The organism is Microbacterium sp. UNCCL10, from assembly GCF_000746195.1.
Taxonomy (GTDB): domain Bacteria; phylum Actinomycetota; class Actinomycetes; order Actinomycetales; family Microbacteriaceae; genus Microbacterium; species Microbacterium saccharophilum.
This window is the reverse complement of sequence record NZ_JQKT01000008.1, coordinates 137,884-156,738: the sequence shown is the minus strand read 5'-3', so window position 1 is coordinate 156,738 and position 18,855 is coordinate 137,884. Positions and strand designations below refer to the sequence as shown.

The window sequence follows — 18,855 nt, the reverse complement described above, 5'->3', positions numbered from 1 at the left end:
TCACCTTCCGCCGCCACACCGCGGCTCCTGTTCGGATGGATGCCGTGGGGCCGTTTCCGGGCAACAAAAAAACCTGAACTCGTTCACCGCCGATTCGGCGATGTGAGTTCAGGTTTTGCCTGCTGACGCAGTAACAATCCGGAGCATCCGCAGAGCATTCGTCGCTCTGCAGCGCTCACGGTAGCACGTCGGCCGCGGGACCGCCACCCGCGACGTGCTGCGCGAGACGTTCGACATGCACGATGAGGTACAGCACCTCCTCGTCCGTCAGCTCGGACCCGGTGGCCTCGCGGACGTAGTCCTTGACGTCCTGCGCGATCTCGAACGAGCGCGGATACGAGCGCTTCGCGAACTCGAAGAACGACGAGTCGGCGCTGCGCAGCATGGACCGCGACACCAGGCGCTGGAGGAGGAACTGCACGTGCAGGATGAAGCGCGCGTAGTCGGGGCTGTCCGGCGCGACGCGCACGCCCAGGCCCGTTTCGACTGTCGTGACGACGTGCTGCACGCGGCGGAAGAGCAGGGCCGCCGTGCCGTTGGGCTCGTCGCGCGTCGCGTTGAGCAGGTGCATCGTGAGGAAGACGGCCTCCTCCTCCGGCAGGGTCCGCTCCAGCGACGCGCCGATCGAGGATGCCATGGCCGTCGCCGCCGCGAACTCGTCGGGGTGGAGGACCCGCAGCTCGGGCATCGACGTCGTCGGTATGCGCAGCCCCTGGTCGAGCCGCTCGAGGACGTACTGGATGTGATCGATGACCGCCATCGCGACGCGGCGGCCGAGGTCGCGGCCGAGGGTGCGTTCTGCCGCGTCGACGGCGCGGGTGACGGCCTCGATCACGGGGTAGGGGACCTCCGCCAGGATGCGCCGGGTGTTCTCGCCCTCGGTCCCGGTGTCGAGGACGAATGTCTTCTCCACCTTGGCGAGGTCGACGGCGTCGGCGGCCTTGAGCTGGAAGCCGAGGCCGCGGCCCATCAGCACGCGCTCACGACCGGACTCGTCGATCGCGATCACGACGTTGTTGTTGAGCACCTTGTGGACGGTCCGTCCGGTGACGCGCGCGGCGCTGCGGTCGTCGGGCATGCCAGCAGTCTAGGAGTCCGGCCGCGCGGTCAGTGCTGGGGTCCTGTGACGAGGAGGACGCCGCCGAGGCTGATCATCATCCCGCCGCCCGTGGCCGTCAGCGTCTCGATCCGCTTCGGGGAGCGCGCGAACCAGGCGCGGGCGGCCGCGGCGGCGAACACCCAGACGCTGTCGGAGATGAGCGCGATGGCCGCGAACACGAGGCCCAGCTCGATCATCTGCAGCGGGACCGGGGCATCCGCGCGGATGTCGACGAACTGCGGCAGGACGGCGACGAAGAACGCGATCGTCTTCGGGTTGGTGATCCCGACGACGAAGCCCTGCCGGAGCTGGGTCGCGGGCGACTGCGGCAGCCGGGCGGCCACGACGTCGGGGGCGCTGTCCTTGCGGTGCCGGATCGCCTGGATGCCGAGATACACGAGGTACAGCGCGCCCAGCACCCGCAGGACCGTGAACAGCACGACCGACTGGGCGATGACGGCGCCGACGCCGAAGGCGACGAGGACGACGATCGGGATGAGCGCGAGCGTGACGCCGAGCACGCTCAGCAGGCCGCCGCGCCGCCCGAGCGCGAGGGTCCGGCCGACCGAGAACAGCACGGCGGGTCCCGGGATGACGATCAGGACGAGTGCCGCGACGGCGAAGGCGGCAAGGGACTCGAGGGAGACCACGGGCGCGGGCCGGTTCAGGCCAGCGGCTTGCGCAGGAAGATCTGGTCGCTGCCGTCGCCGGGGACGCGCTCGGTCTCGGCGTAGCCCTCGCGTTCGTAGAGGCGGAGGTTCGCTTCGCTGAGCGAGCCGGTGAACAGCTCCGCCTCGGTCGCGCCGGCATCCCGCCCGCGCTTCTCGACCGCGGCGAGCAGCTGCGAGCCGATGCCGGCCCCCTGCTGATCGGGGGCGATCGCGATCCGGCCGATGAGGAGCAGGTCGCCGTCGCGCTGCGCGCGGACGGCGCCGACGATCCGGGAGCCGTCGAGCGCGACGCAGCCGAGGTTGTCGCGGAGCTCGGCCTGCAGCTCCTCGAGCGTCTGGGTGAGCGGCGGCATGTCGACGCTGCGGTAGATCTGCGCCTCGCTCAGGAACGCGGCGCGCTGGATCGTGAGCACCTCGCCGGCATCGTCGGGGCCGATGTCGCGGATCCGGACGTCATCGCTCATGGCTCCACGTTACCGAAGCCTCAGTCTCCGTTCGTCGTGGTGCGCACCACGTAGATCGCCCGCTCGGCAGCGGACCACCAGAACCCCAGGCGCTCGCCGGGCAGCGGACGCCCGCCGCGTCCCGACGCCGCACCCGGCACCGTGACGGCGAGGACCTCATCGTCCTGATCGTCGGCGAGCACGCAGCGCGCCCACGCCTCGTCCTCCCGCTCCGCCGCCAGGCAGTGCTCGGTCCCGCGTTCGCCATCGGCGCCCGCGATCCACACGGCCCAGCCGTGGCTGTGGGCGACCAGCACGGCCCACTGCATCGTCCCGTCCGTCGGGAACGCCGGAACGTGCTCGCCCTCCGGCAGCGGCACGAGGTCGAAGCCGCTCAGGACCACGATGCGCTGCAGCATGACGGCACCGGCATCCGCGGCGAGGGCGCGCGCCTCGGCCGCCGGCACCGCGTGGGTGGTGATCGCCGGCGGGCGGCCGAACACGCCGCTGAGCGCCAGGGCCACGACGACGATCACGACCGCCCCGACGGCCGTGGGCACCGTCCGCCGCCAGGCGGGCGGTTCCGCGTCGCGGGCGCGCGGGGGAGTGGCCGTGTACACGGTCGCCGTCTCGGGGGTGACGGTGGTGAGGGCCGGGGCGGCGAACGCCTCGGTCGGCGGCACGTCGCGGTGCAGCTCCTCCTCGAGAACGCGCAGCCGGTCCAGCGTCTCGGGGTCGTGCGCGCCCTCCGGTCCGTAGACGCGGCGGCGGAGGTCATTCAGCGCGGCGCGTCGTTTCGCGTCCACGCGCTCACGGTAGTCCCGGCGACACGGCGGCGGCAGGGTGTCGCCCGCGCCACGCGGCACTCGCCCAGGTCGCTCCTCTACCCTGGAACGATGACCGAGCCCTCCCCTGTGCGCGCCACGAAGCCGCGCACCGCGCCGCCGCGCCAGGTGCGCCCCGCCACCGAGGGCTGGTCGCAGAAGAAGGACGAGGAGGGGCGCCCCCTCCTCCAGTTCGCGAGCCCGAAGCGCGGCAAGCCGCCCGTGCATCTCGCCGACCTCACCCCCGAGCAGCGGGTGGAGAAGGTGAAGGAGCTCGGGATGCCGGGCTTCCGCGCCAAGCAGCTCGAGAAGCACTACTTCACGCACTTCACGTCCGACCCCGCGCTCATGACCGACCTCCCGGCCGCGGGCCGCGAGGAGCTCGTCGCCGGCATGCTGCCGCCGCTGCTCACCGAGGTGCGGCGGCTGGAAACCGATCGCGGCGACACGATCAAGTTCCTGTGGAAGCTGCACGACGGCGCTCTCGTCGAGTCCGTGCTCATGCGCTACCCGGGACGGATCACCCTGTGCGTGTCGAGCCAGGCCGGCTGTGGCATGAACTGCCCGTTCTGCGCGACCGGTCAGGCCGGCCTCACCCGCAACATGTCGGCCGCGGAGATCATCGAGCAGATCGTCCGCGCGAACCGCCTCATCGCCGACGGCGGGCTCGGCGACCCGCGGGGTCTCGGCCACGAAGGCGAGCGCGTCACGAACATCGTCTTCATGGGCATGGGGGAGCCGCTCGCGAACTACGCGCGGGTCATGCAGGCCGTGCGGGTCATGGTCGACAAGACGCACGGCATCGGGATGAGCGCGCGCGGCATCACGGTGTCGACGGTCGGCCTCGTGCCGGCGATCCTCAAGCTCGCCGCCGAAGACATCCCGGTGACGTTCGCGCTCTCGCTGCACGCCCCGGACGACCACCTGCGCGACGAGCTCATCCCGGTGAACTCCCGGTGGAAGGTGGACGAGGCGCTCGATGCCGCCCGCACCTACTTCGAGAAGACCGGCCGGCGCGTGTCGATCGAGTACGCGCTCATCAAGGACATGAACGACCACGCCTGGCGCGCGGATCTCCTCGCGGAGAAGCTCAACGCCCGCGGTCGCGGCTGGGTGCACGTCAACCCGATCCCGCTGAACCCGACGCCGGGGTCGATCTGGACGGCATCCGACGTCGACGTCCAGAACGAGTTCGTCCGCCGCCTCAACGAGTCCGGCATCCCGACCACCCTCCGCGACACCCGCGGCAAGGAGATCGACGGGGCGTGCGGCCAGCTCGTCGCCACCGAGGATGATCAGCGCGCCGCGGACGACGTCCCCGTCGCCTGACCGGACGGCGACGACCCGCTGCTCCCGCCCCTGCGCGCGCTCGAGCGAAATGCAGGATCGGGTGTGAAAGCTGTGGCAGGTGTGCTGTCCCACGCCCCACCCGTCACGCCCGCTCCTGCAGTTCGCAGTGCGGACACGGCAGCGGCGGCGGTGCGCGACGTCAGAAAACGTTTCGCCGATCCGGGCCCCGCCCCCGCGCGGCGCCGCTAGCGTGGAGGGATGGTCAACTATCGCTATCTCGGCAACAGCGGATTCAAGGTCTCGGAGATCACCTACGGCAACTGGGTGACGCACGCCTCCCAGGTGGAGAACGACGCGGCGATCGCGACGGTCCACAAGGCGCTCGACCTCGGGATCACGTCGTTCGACACCGCCGACACGTACGCCAACACGGCCGCCGAGGTCGTCCTCGGTGAGGCGCTGAAGGGCCTGGACCGTACGCAGTTCGAGGTCTTCACGAAGGTCTACTGGCCGATCGGCAGGAAGGGTCCGAACGACCAGGGCCTCTCCCGCAAGCACATCTTCGACGGCATCAACGGCTCGCTCTCCCGCCTCGGCGTCGACTACGTCGACCTGTACCAGGCGCACCGGTACGACTACGAGACGCCGCTCGAGGAGACGATGCAGGCCTTCGCCGACGTCGTCCGCCAGGGCAAGGCGCTGTACATCGGCGTGAGCGAGTGGACGGCCGAGCAGCTGCGCGAAGGCGCCGCACTGGCGAAGGAGCTGAAGTTCCAGCTCGTGTCGAACCAGCCGCAGTACTCCGCCCTCTGGCGCGTCATCGAGGGCAAGGTCGTGCCGGCCTCGGAAGAGCTCGGCATCTCGCAGATCGTCTGGTCGCCGATGGCGCAGGGCGTCCTGTCGGGCAAGTACCTGCCGGGGCAGCCGGTTCCCGAGGGGTCGCGCGCGACGGATGACAAGAGCGGGGCGCACTTCATCCAGCGCTTCATGAACGACGAGGTCCTGACGGCCGTGCAGAAGCTCAAGCCGATCGCGGAGGAGGCGGGTCTGACGATGCCGCAGCTCGCGATCGCGTGGGTGCTGCAGAACCCGAACGTCGCGGCGGCGCTCGTGGGCGCCTCCCGTCCCGAGCAGCTCGAGGACTCCGTCAAGGCGTCCGGCGTGGTGCTCGACGAGGGCACGATGTCGGCCATCGCCGACGCGCTCGCGCCGGTCGCGGTGACCGACGTCGACGAGACATACACGGTGTCCCCGAAGGGCCGCCCGGCCTGACATGGCGACGACGAGCGCCGGCATCCTGCTCTACCGCCTCGGCGGGACGGGGGAGGTGTCGGTGCTCGTCGCGCATATGGGCGGTCCGTTCTGGGCCGCGAAGGACGACGGTGCCTGGTCGATCCCGAAGGGCGAGTACGGCGAGGACGAGTCGGCGTTGGATGCCGCGCGGCGGGAGTTCCGCGAGGAGCTCGGAGTCGACGCGCCCGATGTCGCCTACGCCGAACTCGGCACGTTCGCGTACTCCTCCGGTAAGCGGGTGACGGTGTTCGTCGCCGACGGCGCCGAGTTCACGGAGACGGAGTTCGTCTACGGCGAGTTCGAGATGGAGTGGCCGCCCCGGTCGGGACAGACGCAGTCCTTCCCCGAGGTCGACCGCGTCGAATGGATGCCGGTGGGCAGGGCACGAGCGCGTCTGGTCAAGGGCCAGCGGCCCGCCCTCGACCGTCTCGAAGAGCTGCTCGCGGCCGCGCGCTGACCTCCCTTGCGGGTGTCCGTGGCTGGGTCGACACTGGCGGAGAGGAGAGGAGCCGTCATGGCGCATGGAGACATCACGCACACCGAGATCCCGGTGACGGACTTCGCGCGGGCGACCGCGTTCTACGGTGATCTGTTCGGCTGGAAGATCGAGGACACGCCCGGGTTCGACGACTATCCGACGTGGCAGGCCCCAGGCGGCTTCGGCGGCGGGGCGCTGACGGTGCGCACCGAGGGCTTCACGCAGCCGCGGTCGATCGTCGAGGTCGACTCGATCGATGAGACGATCGCGAAGGCCACGGCATCGGGCGGCAGCGTGAAGCTGCCGAAGTCCGGCATCACCGAGACCAGCTGGTGGGCGATCATCGTCGACCCGGACGGCAACGACATCGGCCTCTTCGAGGGCTCGATGGACTGAGTCAGCGCTTCTTGGCGGGCGCGGCGGAGACGTCGAGCTTCTCGTGCAGCCCGCCGAGGGACGACCAGGCGCTCGTCTTGCCCTGGGCCCCGTGCTCGGCGCCTCGGACGGCCCGTTCGTCCGCCCACTCGTTGAGCACGTGGCCACGGTGGCCCCGGACGTGCTCGAGGACGACGTCGGGGAGCCCGGCGGCGCGGCGCGCGTCGCGCGCGACGATGAGCTGCTCGAGCAGGTCGCGGTTCTTCGTCGGGGCGCCGGTCGACGTCTTCCAGCCGCGGCGGCGGTGCCCGTCCATCCACTTCTCGTACGTGTCGATGGCGTACTTCGAGTCGGCCTGCACGACGAGGTGGGGGACGTCGGCGTGGTCTTCGATCGCGCGCAGCAGCCCGAGGAGTTCGCCGACGTTGTTCGTGCCCTGGGGGAGGGCGCCGGCGGCCCAGTGCCCGTCCTCGCCGACCCACGCCCACCCCGTCGGCCCCGGGTTGCCCTTGCAGGCGCCGTCGGTGGCAACGATGTAGGGCTGGGGGTCCTCGGTCACCCTTCGACGGTAGTCGATGGTGTGGAGCGCGCCGTCCGGGGAGGGATTGGGGACAGCGCCGACATCATCTTTGTATACCCAAAGCGGACCAGGTCGCCTTGGTGACCCTTCACGACGGAATTATGTATACACTGGGGCCTCATGGCAACAGTCGTCGGACACGAGGAGGTGTCGATGCGGGCGAGCGATCGGGCGTACCGGGCCCTCCTCGAGGAGATCCAGTCCGGCGCCCTCCGGCCCGGCAGCGTGCTCGCCGAGGTCGAGCAGGCCGCCCGGCTCGGCGTCAGTCGCACACCGCTGCGCGAAGCCCTCGGGCGCCTCGCCGCCGACGGCCTCGTCGCGCAGGCGTCACCGCGCGTCACGGTGGTCACCGACATCGACGTCGGCGACATCCGGGAGCTCTTCGAGGTGCGCCGCGCGCTCGAGGAGACGGCCGCACGGCTGGCCGCCGTCCGCGGCGACGCCGGCGCCTTCGCCGCCCTCGCCGACGAGTTCGCGCGCGTCGAGCCGGCCGCGGAGGCCGACGCCTACTACGGTCTCATCGCGCGGTTCGACGACGCCCTCGACGCCGCCGTCGCCAACGACTACCTCACCGGCGCGCTGCGGAACGTGCGGACGCACCTCGTCCGCGTCCGCCGCCTCGCCCGCGACAACCCGGCGCGGCTCGCGGCATCCGCCCTCGAGCATCGGCTGATCGCGTCCGCGATCGCCGCCCGCGACGCCGACCTCGCGGCGCACGCCACCCACGTCCACCTGCACAACGCCCTCGTCAGCATCCTCGACTCCCTGGAGGCCACCCCATGACCGTCACCCACCACGTCCGCGTCCACCGCAGCGACGAAGACCTCCCGCGCACCGGGCAGCTGGCGTACAAGATCGCCGAGGTCGCCGCCGACCCCGTGGACGTCGACGCCGACGTCGTCGACATGATCATCAACCGCGTCATCGACAACGCCGCGGTCGCCGCCGCCTCGATCACCCGCGCCCCCGTCAGCGCCGCCCGCGCGCAGGCCCTCGACCACCCCGTCTCCCGCGGCGGCGCCGGCTCGACGGTCTTCGGCGTCGCCAACGCGACGCACACGAGCCCGGAGTGGGCGGCGTGGGCGAACGGCGTCGCGGTCCGCGAACTCGACTACCACGACACGTTCCTCGCGGCGGAGTACTCGCACCCCGGCGACAACATCCCCCCGATCCTGGCCGTCGCCCAGCACGTCGGCGCCGACGGCGCCGCCCTCGTCCGCGGCCTCGCGACGGGCTACGAGATCCAGATCGACCTCGTGCGGGCCATCTGCCTGCACAAGCACAAGATCGACCACGTCGCCCACCTCGGCCCGTCCGCCGCCGCCGGCATCGGCACCCTGCTCGACCTCGACGTCGACACGATCTACCAGGCCGTCGGCCAGGCCCTGCACACGACGACCGCGACCCGTCAGTCCCGCAAGGGCGAGATCTCCACCTGGAAGGCGCACGCCCCCGCCTTCGCGGGGAAGATGGCCGTCGAAGCCGTCGACCGCGCCATGCGCGGCGAGACCAGCCCCAGCCCCATCTACGAGGGCGAGGACGGTGTCGTCGCCTGGATGCTCGACGGCAAGGACGCCTCCTACGACGTGCCGCTGCCGGCGGCGGGCGAGCCCAAGCGCGGCATCCTCGACTCGTACACGAAGGAGCACTCCGCGGAGTACCAGGCGCAGGCATGGATCGACCTTGCCCGCAAGCTCCACGGGGAGCGCCCGGAGCTCGCCGACCCGGCGAACATCGAGCGCATCGTCCTGCACACGAGCCACCACACGCATTACGTCATCGGCTCCGGCGCGAACGACCCGCAGAAGTACGACCCGGCGGCCTCCCGCGAGACGCTCGACCACTCGATCCCGTACATCTTCGCCGTCGCGCTGCAGGACGGCGGCTGGCACCACGTCGACTCGTACACCCCCGAGCGCGCGGGCCGCCCCGACACCGTGGCCCTCTGGCACAAGATCACGACGGCCGAGGATGCCGAGTGGACGCGCCGCTACCACTCCGAGGACCCGAACGAGAAGGCCTTCGGGGGTCGCGTCGAGATCCGCCTCACGAACGGCGAGACCGTCACCGACGAGATCGCCGTCGCCGACGCGCACCCGCTGGGCGCCCGGCCCTTCGCGCGCGCCGACTACGTCCGCAAGTTCCGCCTCCTCGCCGAGCCCGTCCTCGAGGCCGCCGAGATCGACCGCTTCCTCGCGCTCGCCGAGCGCCTGCCCGCGCTGACGGCCGACGAGGTCCGCGAGCTCAACATCGTCGCGAAGTCCGGGATCCTCGACGCCGCGCCCTCCCCGAGAGGCCTCTTCTGATGCTGTACGCCACGACGCCCGCGGCCGACAAGCGCCGCATCCTGCGTGAGCGGCTCGCCGCCGGCGAGCTGCTCCGCTTCCCGGGCGCGTTCAACCCGCTCTCCGCACGGCTCATCGAGCAGAAGGGCTTCGACGGGGTGTACATCTCCGGCGCCGTCCTCGCGGCGGACCTCGGCCTCCCCGACATCGGGCTCACGACCCTCACCGAGGTCGCCGGCCGCGGTCAGCAGATCGCCCGGATGACGGAGCTGCCGGCCATCATCGACGCCGACACCGGCTTCGGCGAGCCCATGAACGTCGCCCGGACCATCCAGACCCTCGAGGACGCCGGCATCGCGGGCGCCCACATCGAGGACCAGGTGAACCCCAAGCGCTGCGGGCACCTCGACGGCAAGGCCGTCGTCGACGCCGACACGGCGGTCAAGCGCATCCGTGCCGCCGTCGACGCCCGCCGCGACCAGAATTTCCTCATCATGGCGCGCACCGACATCCGGGCCGTCGAGGGTCTCGACGCGGCCATCGACCGCGCCCAGGCGCTCGTCGACGCGGGCGCCGACGCGATCTTCCCCGAGGCCATGCGCACCCTCGACGAGTTCGAGGCGATGGCATCCGCCGTGAGCGTGCCGATCCTCGCCAACATGACCGAATTCGGCAAGAGCGAGCTGTTCTCCGTCGACCAGCTGCGCGGCGCCGGCGTCGGGATCGTCATCTGGCCGGTCTCGCTCCTGCGCATCGCGATGGGCGCCGCGGGGCGCGCGCTCGATACGCTGACCGAGGAAGGGCATCTCACCGGGCGCCTGGGAGAGATGCAGCACCGCGCCGACCTGTACGACCTCATCGACTACGAGGCGTACAACCACTTCGACACATCCGTCTTCAACTTCCAGATCACGAAGGAGTGAGCATGGCCGACACCGACATCAAGAAGGGGCTGGCCGGGGTCGTCGCCGACGTCACCGCGATCAGCAAGGTCAATCCCGACACCAACTCGCTGCTCTACCGCGGGTACCCCGTGCAGGAGCTGGCCGCGACGCAGCCGTTCGACGCCGTCGCCTACCTGCTCTGGCACGGGGAGCTGCCCACCGACGAGCAGCTCGCCGCGCAGCGCGCCGAGGGGCGGCAGTACCGCGCGCTCGCCCCCGAGGTGAAGACCGCGATCGACCAGCTGCCGCTGGACTGCCACCCGATGGACGAGCTGCGCACGGCCGTCAGCGCCATCGGCGCGATCGACCTGGCCGGCAAGGGGTCGGTCCTCGACGCCGTCGGCACGGTCGAGGAGAACCGGGCGCGCAGCCTCCACCTGTTCGCCGCGCTGCCCTCGATCGTCGCGTACGGGCAGCGCCGCCGGCACCACCTCGAGCCCATCGCTCCCCGCGAAGAGCTCGACTACTCGTCGAACTTCCTCTGGATGACCTTCGGCGAAGAGCCCGACCCGGTCGTCGTGGACGCGTTCAACCGCTCGATGATCCTGTACGCCGAGCACTCCTTCAACGCCTCGACGTTCACGGCCCGCGTCATCACGTCGACCCTCAGCGACCTGTACTCCGCGGTCGTCGGCGCCATCGGCGCGCTCAAGGGTCCCCTGCACGGCGGGGCGAACGAGGCCGTGCTGCACATCTTCGACGAGATCGGCTCGGCCGACAACGTCGTGCCCTGGCTCGACGACGCGCTCGCGTCCAAGCGCAAGATCATGGGCTTCGGGCACCGCGTCTACAAGCGCGGCGACTCCCGCGTGCCCACCATGAAGGCGGCGCTGGACACGCTCATCGACTTCTACGACCGCCCCGACGTGCTCGACCTGTACTCGACGCTCGAGGCCGAGTTCGTGGGGCGGAAGGGCATCTACCCGAACCTGGACTACCCGTCGGGGCCGGCCTACAACCTGATGGGCTTCGACACCCTCACCTTCACGCCGCTGTTCGTGGCGGCACGGATCACCGGCTGGACGGCGCACATCCTCGAGCAGCAGGCGTCCAACGCGCTCATCCGCCCGCTGTCGGCCTACGACGGCCCGGACGAGCGGCACATCAACGGCTACCGGCCCGACACCGAGGCGATCGCGATCGCCGAGCGCCCGGAGGAAGCGGCCGACTGACCCGGCGGCGGGCGCGGGCGCGCACAATGGATGCCATGACCCGCACCGCCGTCATCGTCGACGCCGTCCGCACGCCCTCCGGCCGGGGCAAGCCGGGCGGGGCGCTCAGCGGCATCCATCCCGTCGACCTGTCCGCCGCGATCCTCAGCGCCGTGCGGGAGCGCAACGGCCTCGGGCCGGGCGACGTGGACGACGTGCTGTGGGGCTGCGTCAGCCAGGTCGGCGAGCAGAGCGGGAACATCGCGCGCCACGCCGTCCTGGCGGCGGGGTTCGACGAGACGGTTCCGGCGACGACGATCGACCGGCAGTGCGGGTCGAGCCAGCAGGCCGCGCACTTCGCGGCGCAGGGCGTCATGGTGGGGCAGTACGACATCGTGATCGCCGGCGGGGTCGAGTCGATGAGCCGCGTGCCGCTGGGCGTCTCCGCCTCCGTCGCCGGCTCGCCCGTCTCGCCCGCGCTGCGCGCACGGTACCCGGAGGGACTGGTGAACCAGGGGGTCTCCGCGGAGCTCATCGCGCAGCGCTGGGGTTTCACCCGGCAGGACCTGGACGCCTACGCCGTCGAGTCGCACAGCCGTGCCGCCGAGGCCGCCGCCGAGGCCCGCTTCGACGAGGTGCTCCTTCCGGTCGGCGGGGTCGCGAGGGACGAGACCGTCCGCGCAGGCACGACGATGGCCGCGCTCGGCGCCCTGTCTCCCTCGTTCCGCACCGACGCGCTCGCCGCGCGGTTCCCGGAGATCGACTGGAAGATCACCCCGGGCAACTCGTCGCCGCTCACCGACGGCGCATCCGCCGTGCTCATCATGAGCGAGGAGAAGGCGCAGGAGCTCGGCCTCACGCCGCGCGCCCGTTTCCACGCGTTCACCGTCACCGGCGACGACCCGCTCATGATGCTCACGGGGCCCATCCCTGCGACGCGCCGGATCCTCGAGCGCAGCGGCCTCACGATCGACGACCTCGACGTCTACGAGGTCAACGAGGCCTTCGCGTCCGTCCCGCTCGCCTGGGCTGCCGAACTCGGCGCGGACGCCGCCAAACTCAATCCGTGGGGCGGCGCGATCGCCCTCGGGCACGCGCTCGGATCCTCCGGCACGCGGCTCCTCGGCACCATGCTGGCCTACCTCGAAGCGACCGGCGGCCGCTACGGGCTGCAGACGATGTGCGAGGGCGGCGGCATGGCCAACGCGACCATCATCGAGCGCCTCTGACACCGCACCGGTCAGACCCATCATGAGAGTCCTCTCATGATGAAAGCGCGTGCGGATGCCGGGTGGGTAGCGTCACCCTCGTACCGGGCACATCGGGGTGCCCGCATCGAACTCGGGAGCTCCAGTGTCCACGACGACCGCCCCGTCCGAACCTTCGCAGCGCCCCCGCGGGCGCCGCATCCTCGCCGCCCTGGCGGGTTTCGCCCTCGTCCTGGGCGGAGCGGTGGCGGGCGTCGCGCCGGCGGTGGCCGCCGACCGGACCTTCGCCCTCGTGGGCGATCTGCAGAGCGAGCTCGGCTGTTCCGCCGACTGGCAGCCGGAGTGCGCACAGACCGAGCTCGTCCCCACCGCCACCCCGGGTCTCTACGCCGCCGAGTTCGAGGTTCCGGCGGGTACCTGGCAGTACAAGGTCGCCGTCGACGACACGTGGGACGAGGCGTACGGCCTCAACGGCGGCGCCGACAACATCCCCCTGACGATCGCCGGTCCGGCCACCCTCCGCTTCCTCTTCGACGACGTGCAGCACCGGGTCGGCCTCGAGGTCGTGACCATCGCGGGCGGCTACACCGCCGCCGACGACGCGCTCGTCGCGGACCCCGTGCGGCAGCCCGGCGACGGCAAGCAGTTCTACTTCGTCATGACCGACCGGTTCGCCAACGGCGACACCGCCAACGACACCGGCGGGCTCTCCGGCGACCGCCTCGCGACCGGGTTCGACCCGACCTCGACCGGCTTCTACAACGGCGGCGACATCGCCGGCCTCCGCTCCCAGCTCGACTACATCGCGGGGCTCGGCACGACCGCGATCTGGCTGACGCCGAGCTTCAAGAACAAGCCCGTGCAGGGCACCGGCGCGGACGTCAGCGCCGGATACCACGGGTACTGGATCACCGACTTCACGCAGATCGACCCGCACCTCGGCACGAACGCCGACCTCGCGGCCTTCATCGACGAGGCGCACGCCGCCGGCATCGACGTGTACTTCGACATCATCACCAACCACACCGCCGACGTCATCTCCTACGCCGAGGGCACGAACGGCTACATCGACCAGGCGACCGAGCCCTACCGGGACGCCGCGGGCACCGTGTTCGACCCCGCCGACTACGCCGGCACCGGCGACTTCCCCGACCTCGACCCCGCGACCTCCTTCCCCTACACCCCGGTCGTCGGGGACGCCGAGAAGGATGCGAAGGTCCCGGCGTGGCTCAACGACGTGACGCTGTACCACAACCGCGGCGACTCCACCTATGCGGGCGAGTCGACGACGTACGGCGACTTCTCCGGCCTCGACGACCTCATGACCGAGCACCCCGACGTCGTGTCCGGCTTCGTCGACGTGTACGCGGACTGGATCGACCTCGGCATCGACGGCTTCCGCATCGACACCGCGAAGCACGTGAACTTCGAGTTCTGGGAGCAGTGGAGCGAGGAGGTGCTCGCCTACGCCGCCGCCCAGGGCAAGGACGACTTCTTTATGTTCGGGGAGGTGTACGACGCCGACCCCGCGCTCCTGGCCCCCTACGTGCGCGACACCGACATGAACTCCGTCCTCGACTTCGCGTTCCAGTCCTCCGCCGTCAGCTACGCCAAGGGCGGGTCGGCGACCAAGACGCTCCAGAGCATGTTCGCGGGCGACGACCGCTACACGACCCCCGACTCCTCGGCGACCGCCCTCCCGACCTTCCTCGGCAACCACGACATGGGCCGCGTCGGCTACTTCCTCAAGAACAGCGACAACGCCGAGCAGCGCGACCGCCTCGCGCACGACTTGCTCTTCCTCAGCCGCGGCCAGCCCGTCGTGTACTACGGCGACGAGCAGGGCTTCACCGGCGCCGACCCCGGAAACGACAAGAGCGCCCGGCAGACCCTCTTCGCCAGCGACGTGCCCGAATACCAGAACCAGCCCCTCATCACGGGCGAGACGGCCGGCTCGGTGGACCGCTACGACGTCGGGGCGCCGATCTACTCGCACGTCGCCGCGCTCTCCCAGCTGCGAGCCGACCATCCGGCGCTCGTGGACGGCGCGCAGATCGAACGGTACGCGGCCGACGGTCCCGGCATCTACGCGTTCTCCCGCGTCGACCGCGACGAGCGCGTCGAGTACCTCGTCGCGGTGAACAACACGGCGGATGCCGCGGGCGCCGCGCTCACGACGCTCACCTCCGGTGCGACCTACACCCCCGTGTACGGCGACGCCGCCCCGGTGTCCTCCGACGCGTCCGCCGCCCTCACGGTCACGGTCCCCGCCTTCTCGTCCGTCGTGCTGCGAGCCGACCGCGAGGTCACGGCGCCGGCATCCGCCGCCCCGCTGACCGTCACCGTCCCCGCCGCCGGGGCCGGCGTCTCCGGCTCGACCCCCGTGGCCGCGACGGCCGACGAGTCCTGGCGGGAGACGAGCTTCGCCTGGCGCGTCGTCGGATCCGACGAGTGGCACCCGCTCGGCACCGCGGAGGACACCGACCCGCGCGTCTTCCACGACGTCCGGGTCGACACCGGCACCCTCCTCGAGTACCGGGCCGTCTCCACCGACGCGGCCGGCCAGCGGTCGGCGGCATCCACCTACGCCTCCGCCGGCAACCGGGTGACGCTGGCCGTCGAAGAGGACCCCGAAGACCCCGGCGACCCGACGCCGTACGGCAGCGTCAGCATCCCGGGCAGCCTCAACTCGGAGATGGGCTGCGCCGGCGACTGGGCGCCGGACTGCGACCAGGCGCAGATGCAGCTCGTGGACGGGATCTGGCGGCTCACCGTCGACCTGCCGGCCGGGTCGTACGAGTACAAGGTCGCGACGGAGAAGAGCTGGGACGAGAACTACGGCGCGAACGGCGCCCTGAACGGCCCCAACATCGCGTTCACGCATCCCGGCGGACCCGTCACGTTCTACTTCGACCCGCGCACCAAGATCGTGCAGTCCTCCTCGGAGGGGCCCGTCGTGACGCTGCCCGGGTCGCACCAGAGCGAGCTGGGCTGCGCCGCCGACTGGTCGCCGGATTGCCTCCGCACCCTCATGCTCGACGGGGACCGGGACGGCGTGTACGAGTTCGCCACGAACAAGATCCCCACCGGCACCTACGAGCTCAAGGTCGCGCACGGCCTCAGCTGGGACGAGAACTACGGCGAGAACGGCGCGCCGGGCGGAACCAACATCTCCTTCAGCGCCACCGAGGGATCCTTCGTCGTCTTCACGTATGACTCCGCGACGCACCTGCTCACGATCGAGGCGGCCGATCCGCCGCTCGCCGGCACGGGCGAGTCCCGTGCGCACTGGATCGACGCCGGCACCATCGCCTGGCCCACGACGCTCGGCGGCGCGTTCGCGGGGGGCCAGTGGCAGCTGTACTCCTCCGCGGATGCCGCGCTCGACGTCGCGGACGGCGCGGTCGTCGGGGGGACCGACCCCGTATCCCTGTCGCCGGTCGTCGGCGGCCTCACCGAGGCGCAGGCCGAGAGGTTCCCCGCACTCGCGGACTACACGGCCCTGCGCGTCGAAGGTGTCGACCGTGCCGCCGTCGCCGAGCTGCTCCGCGGCCAGCTGCGGGTGGCGCGCCGGGACGGCACCGGGGCCCTCACGGCGTTCACGGGCGTGCAGATCCCGGGCGTCCTCGACGACCTCTACGCGGGCGCCGCGGCCGACGACGCCCTGGGCGTCACCTTCCGCGGGGCGAAGCCGACGTTCCGGCTGTGGGCGCCCACGGCGCAGTCCGCGACGCTGCTGACCTGGGATGCCGGTGCGACCGGCACCCCCGCGCGCCACGAGGCGACGTTCGACGCCGACGCCGGCACGTGGAGCGTCGCGGGCAAGAGCGGATTGAAGGGCGACGAGTACCAGTGGGAGGTCGTCGTCTACGCGCCGTCGACGGACGCGATCGAGACGAACGCCGTCACCGATCCGTACTCCCTCGCGCTCACGGAGAACTCGGTCCGCTCGGTCGCGATCGACCTCGATGACAAGACGTGGATGCCGAAGCAGTGGCGCAAGGCGAAAGCCCCCGTCATCGACGATCCCGTCGACCGGACGATCTACGAGCTGCACATCCGCGACTTCTCCATCACCGACGAGACCGTGCCCGCCGAGGAGCGCGGCACCTATCTCGCGTTCACCCGGAAGAGCGCCGGCACCGCTCAGCTGAAGCAGCTCGCCGACGCCGGCATGAACACCGTACATCTGCTGCCGTCGTTCGACATCGCCACGATCGAGGAGAATCGCGCTGCGCAGGCGACACCGGACTGCGATCTCGCGTCGTTCGGGCCGGCATCCACCGAGCAGCAGGCGTGCGTCGAAGCCGTCGCCGACACCGACGGCTTCAACTGGGGCTACGACCCGTTCCACTTCACCGTGCCGGAGGGCTCGTACGCCTTCGACCCGGACGGCGGGGCCCGCGTCGGCGAGTTCCGCTCCATGGTCGGGGCGTTGCACGGCATGGGTCTGCAGGTCGTCCTCGACCAGGTGTTCAACCACACGGCGCAGTCCGGTCAGGGTGAGAAGTCGGTGCTCGACCGGGTCGTGCCCGGCTATTACCACCGGCTGAACGCGGCCGGCGCGGTGCAGACCTCGACCTGCTGCCAGAACGTCGCGACCGAGCATGAGCTCGCCGAGAAGCTCATGGTCGACTCGGTCGTCACGTGGGCGCGGGACTACAAGGTCGACGGCTTCCGCTTCGACCTCATGGGCCACCACTCCAAGGCCAACATGCTCGCGGTGCGCGAGGCGCTGGATGCCCTCACCCTGAAGCGCGACGGCGTCGACGGATCGAAGATCTACCTGTACGGCGAGGGGTGGAACTTCGGCGAGGTGGCCGACAACGCGCTGTTCGAGCAGGCTACGCAGGGGCAGCTCGGCGGGACCGGCATCGGGACCTTCAACGACCGCCTGCGCGACGCCGTGCACGGCGGCAGCCCGGTCGACTCCGGGTCCACGTTCCGGCAGGGCTTCGGCACGGGACTGGGCACCGACCCCAACGGCGACCCGATCAACGGGACCACGGAGCAGGCGCTCGCCGACCTCGGCCACCAGATGGACCTCGTGAAGCTCGGCCTCGCCGGCAACCTCCGCGACTACCGCCTGATCGACCACACCGGAGCGGTGAAGCTCGGGTCGGAGCTGGATTACAACGGACAGCAGGCCGGATACGCCGACGAACCCGACGAGGTCATCAACTACGTCGACGCGCACGACAACGAGACGCTCTTCGATCTGTCGGTGCTCAAGCTCCCGACCGACACCACGATGGCCGAGCGGGTACGGATGAACACGCTGTCGCTCGCGACGGTCACACTGTCGCAGACGCCGTCGTTCTGGCACGCCGGCACCGAGCTGCTGCGTTCGAAGTCACTCGACCGCAACAGCTACAACTCGGGCGACTGGTTCAACCGGATCGACTGGACGGGGCAGGAATCGACCTTCGGCTCGGGTCTGCCGCGGGCGGCGGACAACGAGGAGAAGTGGCCGATCATGCGGCCGCTGCTGGAGAACCCCGATCTGAAGCCGGATGCCGCGGCCATGGCGGCGGCGGAGGCCGCCGCGCTGGATCTCCTCCGCGCGCGCTCCGACATCGATCTGCTGCGGCTGGGCTCGGCGGCGCTCATCGAGCAGAAGGTCACGTTCCCGGGCAGCGGTGCGCAGCAGACCCCGGGCGTCATCGTCATGCAGATCGACGACCTCGTCGGGCCCGACGCCGATCGTGACCTCGACGGCGCGCTCGTCGTGTTCAACGCCTCGCCCGAGCCGACGACGCAGACCGTCGCCGATCTCGCCGGGCGCGACTTCGCCCTCACCGCCGCGCAGGCGGAGGGCGCCGATCCCGTCGTCAGGGCGACGACGTGGGACGCCGGCACCGGCACCGTGACGGTCCCGGCCCGGACGGTCGCGGTGCTCGTCGACCAGGCGCCGGTCAAGACGAGCATCGCGGCGGGGCCGGACCGGCTCGTCGCGAAGCACGGCGCCACGGTGAAGGTCGTCGGCGTGGTGCACGCCGCGGACGGCAGCGCGCCGGTCGGCACGGTGACGGTCAGGGACGGATCGACGGTGGTCGCGACGACGGAGCTGACGGCATCCGACAAGGGTCGTGTCTCCGTCACGCTCCCGCAGCTGAGTCGTGGCCTGCACTTCCTCCGCACGTCGTTCACGGGCGGCCCCGGATACCGCGACGCGAGCAGCCTCGCGCCGGTCCCGCTCCTCATCCGCTGACGC

At 71.0% G+C, this 18,855-nt stretch carries 15 protein-coding genes; 10 read left to right on the top strand and 5 right to left on the bottom strand.

Annotated features, from left to right (window positions below):
• Positions 1 to 175 precede the first annotated feature (175 nt).
• The 4 genes from BR85_RS09230 to BR85_RS09215 are packed head-to-tail and all read right to left on the bottom strand — an operon-like array spanning position 176 to position 3,019.
• Positions 176 to 1,078, bottom strand: coding sequence for a PRD domain-containing protein (locus tag BR85_RS09230; protein ID WP_028496387.1), 903 nt, complete (start codon positions 1,076 to 1,078; stop codon positions 176 to 178).
• A gap of 29 nt (positions 1,079 to 1,107) precedes the next feature.
• Positions 1,108 to 1,749: a LysE family translocator gene (locus tag BR85_RS09225; RefSeq protein ID WP_028496388.1), complete on the bottom strand. Its 642-nt coding sequence runs from the start codon at positions 1,747 to 1,749 to the stop codon at positions 1,108 to 1,110.
• Between the two features lie 14 nt (positions 1,750 to 1,763).
• Positions 1,764 to 2,234 (bottom strand): GNAT family N-acetyltransferase, encoded by a 471-nt coding sequence (locus tag BR85_RS09220; protein ID WP_028496389.1) that lies wholly within the window; start codon positions 2,232 to 2,234, stop codon positions 1,764 to 1,766.
• Positions 2,235 to 2,254: 20 nt separating this feature from the next.
• The gene (locus tag BR85_RS09215) at positions 2,255 to 3,019 is read right to left on the bottom strand and encodes a hypothetical protein (RefSeq protein ID WP_028496390.1); all 765 of its coding nucleotides are present in this window, start codon (positions 3,017 to 3,019) and stop codon (positions 2,255 to 2,257) included.
• 90 nt (positions 3,020 to 3,109) lie between these two features.
• On the opposite strand from BR85_RS09215, the gene rlmN reads away from it, so the two are divergent.
• From rlmN to BR85_RS09195, 4 genes are all read left to right on the top strand, one after another.
• A complete protein-coding gene (gene rlmN / locus BR85_RS09210) occupies positions 3,110 to 4,366 on the top strand; it encodes a dual-specificity RNA methyltransferase RlmN (protein WP_028496391.1) in 1,257 nt (418 codons plus the stop codon).
• Positions 4,367 to 4,585: 219 nt separating this feature from the next.
• Entirely contained in the window at positions 4,586 to 5,599 is a 1,014-nt protein-coding gene (locus BR85_RS09205; protein ID WP_028496392.1) for an aldo/keto reductase family protein, read from the top strand.
• A gap of 1 nt (position 5,600) precedes the next feature.
• On the top strand, positions 5,601 to 6,077 hold the full coding sequence (locus tag BR85_RS09200) for an NUDIX hydrolase (RefSeq protein ID WP_028496393.1): 477 nt from the start codon (positions 5,601 to 5,603) through the stop codon (positions 6,075 to 6,077).
• Between the two features lie 57 nt (positions 6,078 to 6,134).
• A complete protein-coding gene (locus BR85_RS09195) occupies positions 6,135 to 6,494 on the top strand; it encodes a VOC family protein (RefSeq protein ID WP_028496394.1) in 360 nt (119 codons plus the stop codon).
• Position 6,495: 1 nt separating this feature from the next.
• On the opposite strand, the gene BR85_RS09190 is transcribed toward BR85_RS09195, so the two are convergent.
• Positions 6,496 to 7,032, bottom strand: coding sequence for a ribonuclease H family protein (locus tag BR85_RS09190; RefSeq protein ID WP_028496395.1), 537 nt, complete (start codon positions 7,030 to 7,032; stop codon positions 6,496 to 6,498).
• Positions 7,033 to 7,206: 174 nt separating this feature from the next.
• On the opposite strand from BR85_RS09190, the gene BR85_RS09185 reads away from it, so the two are divergent.
• The 6 genes from BR85_RS09185 to pulA all read left to right on the top strand — a co-directional run bounded on the left by BR85_RS09185 (position 7,207) and on the right by pulA (position 18,852).
• Complete coding sequence (locus tag BR85_RS09185) at positions 7,207 to 7,836, top strand: GntR family transcriptional regulator (protein ID WP_028496396.1); 630 nt, start codon at positions 7,207 to 7,209, stop codon at positions 7,834 to 7,836.
• Positions 7,833 to 9,359, top strand: a complete 1,527-nt coding sequence (locus tag BR85_RS09180) for an MmgE/PrpD family protein (protein WP_028496397.1) — start codon at positions 7,833 to 7,835, stop codon at positions 9,357 to 9,359. Before BR85_RS09185 ends, BR85_RS09180 begins: the two co-directional genes overlap by 4 nt.
• Positions 9,359 to 10,261, top strand: a complete 903-nt coding sequence (gene prpB / locus BR85_RS09175; RefSeq protein ID WP_028496398.1) for a methylisocitrate lyase — start codon at positions 9,359 to 9,361, stop codon at positions 10,259 to 10,261. Before BR85_RS09180 ends, prpB begins: the two co-directional genes overlap by 1 nt.
• 2 nt (positions 10,262 to 10,263) lie before the next feature.
• Complete coding sequence (locus BR85_RS09170) at positions 10,264 to 11,454, top strand: bifunctional 2-methylcitrate synthase/citrate synthase (RefSeq protein ID WP_028496399.1); 1,191 nt, start codon at positions 10,264 to 10,266, stop codon at positions 11,452 to 11,454.
• A gap of 35 nt (positions 11,455 to 11,489) precedes the next feature.
• Complete coding sequence (locus BR85_RS09165) at positions 11,490 to 12,662, top strand: thiolase family protein (protein ID WP_028496400.1); 1,173 nt, start codon at positions 11,490 to 11,492, stop codon at positions 12,660 to 12,662.
• A 124-nt stretch (positions 12,663 to 12,786) separates the two neighbouring features.
• Positions 12,787 to 18,852 carry a pullulanase-type alpha-1,6-glucosidase gene (gene pulA, locus BR85_RS09160; protein WP_092896955.1) on the top strand — a complete coding sequence of 2,022 codons (6,066 nt, stop codon included), beginning with the start codon at positions 12,787 to 12,789 and terminating at the stop codon, positions 18,850 to 18,852.
• Positions 18,853 to 18,855: the final 3 nt, after the last annotated feature.

Excerpts from the sequence above, each read along its gene's own strand:
- BR85_RS09220 (WP_028496389.1), bottom strand. The coding sequence starts at position 2,234 with ATGAGCGATGACGTCCGGATCCGCGACATCGGCCCCGACGATGCCGGC.
- BR85_RS09230 (WP_028496387.1), bottom strand. The coding sequence starts at position 1,078 with ATGCCCGACGACCGCAGCGCCGCGCGCGTCACCGGACGGACCGTCCAC.
- BR85_RS09205 (WP_028496392.1), top strand. The coding sequence starts at position 4,586 with ATGGTCAACTATCGCTATCTCGGCAACAGCGGATTCAAGGTCTCGGAG.
- BR85_RS09170 (WP_028496399.1), top strand. The coding sequence starts at position 10,264 with ATGGCCGACACCGACATCAAGAAGGGGCTGGCCGGGGTCGTCGCCGAC.
- BR85_RS09165 (WP_028496400.1), top strand. The coding sequence starts at position 11,490 with ATGACCCGCACCGCCGTCATCGTCGACGCCGTCCGCACGCCCTCCGGC.
- BR85_RS09200 (WP_028496393.1), top strand. The coding sequence starts at position 5,601 with ATGGCGACGACGAGCGCCGGCATCCTGCTCTACCGCCTCGGCGGGACG.
- rlmN (WP_028496391.1), top strand. The coding sequence starts at position 3,110 with ATGACCGAGCCCTCCCCTGTGCGCGCCACGAAGCCGCGCACCGCGCCG.
- BR85_RS09195 (WP_028496394.1), top strand. The coding sequence starts at position 6,135 with ATGGCGCATGGAGACATCACGCACACCGAGATCCCGGTGACGGACTTC.
- BR85_RS09180 (WP_028496397.1), top strand. The coding sequence starts at position 7,833 with ATGACCGTCACCCACCACGTCCGCGTCCACCGCAGCGACGAAGACCTC.
- prpB (WP_028496398.1), top strand. The coding sequence starts at position 9,359 with ATGCTGTACGCCACGACGCCCGCGGCCGACAAGCGCCGCATCCTGCGT.
- BR85_RS09185 (WP_028496396.1), top strand. The coding sequence starts at position 7,207 with ATGCGGGCGAGCGATCGGGCGTACCGGGCCCTCCTCGAGGAGATCCAG.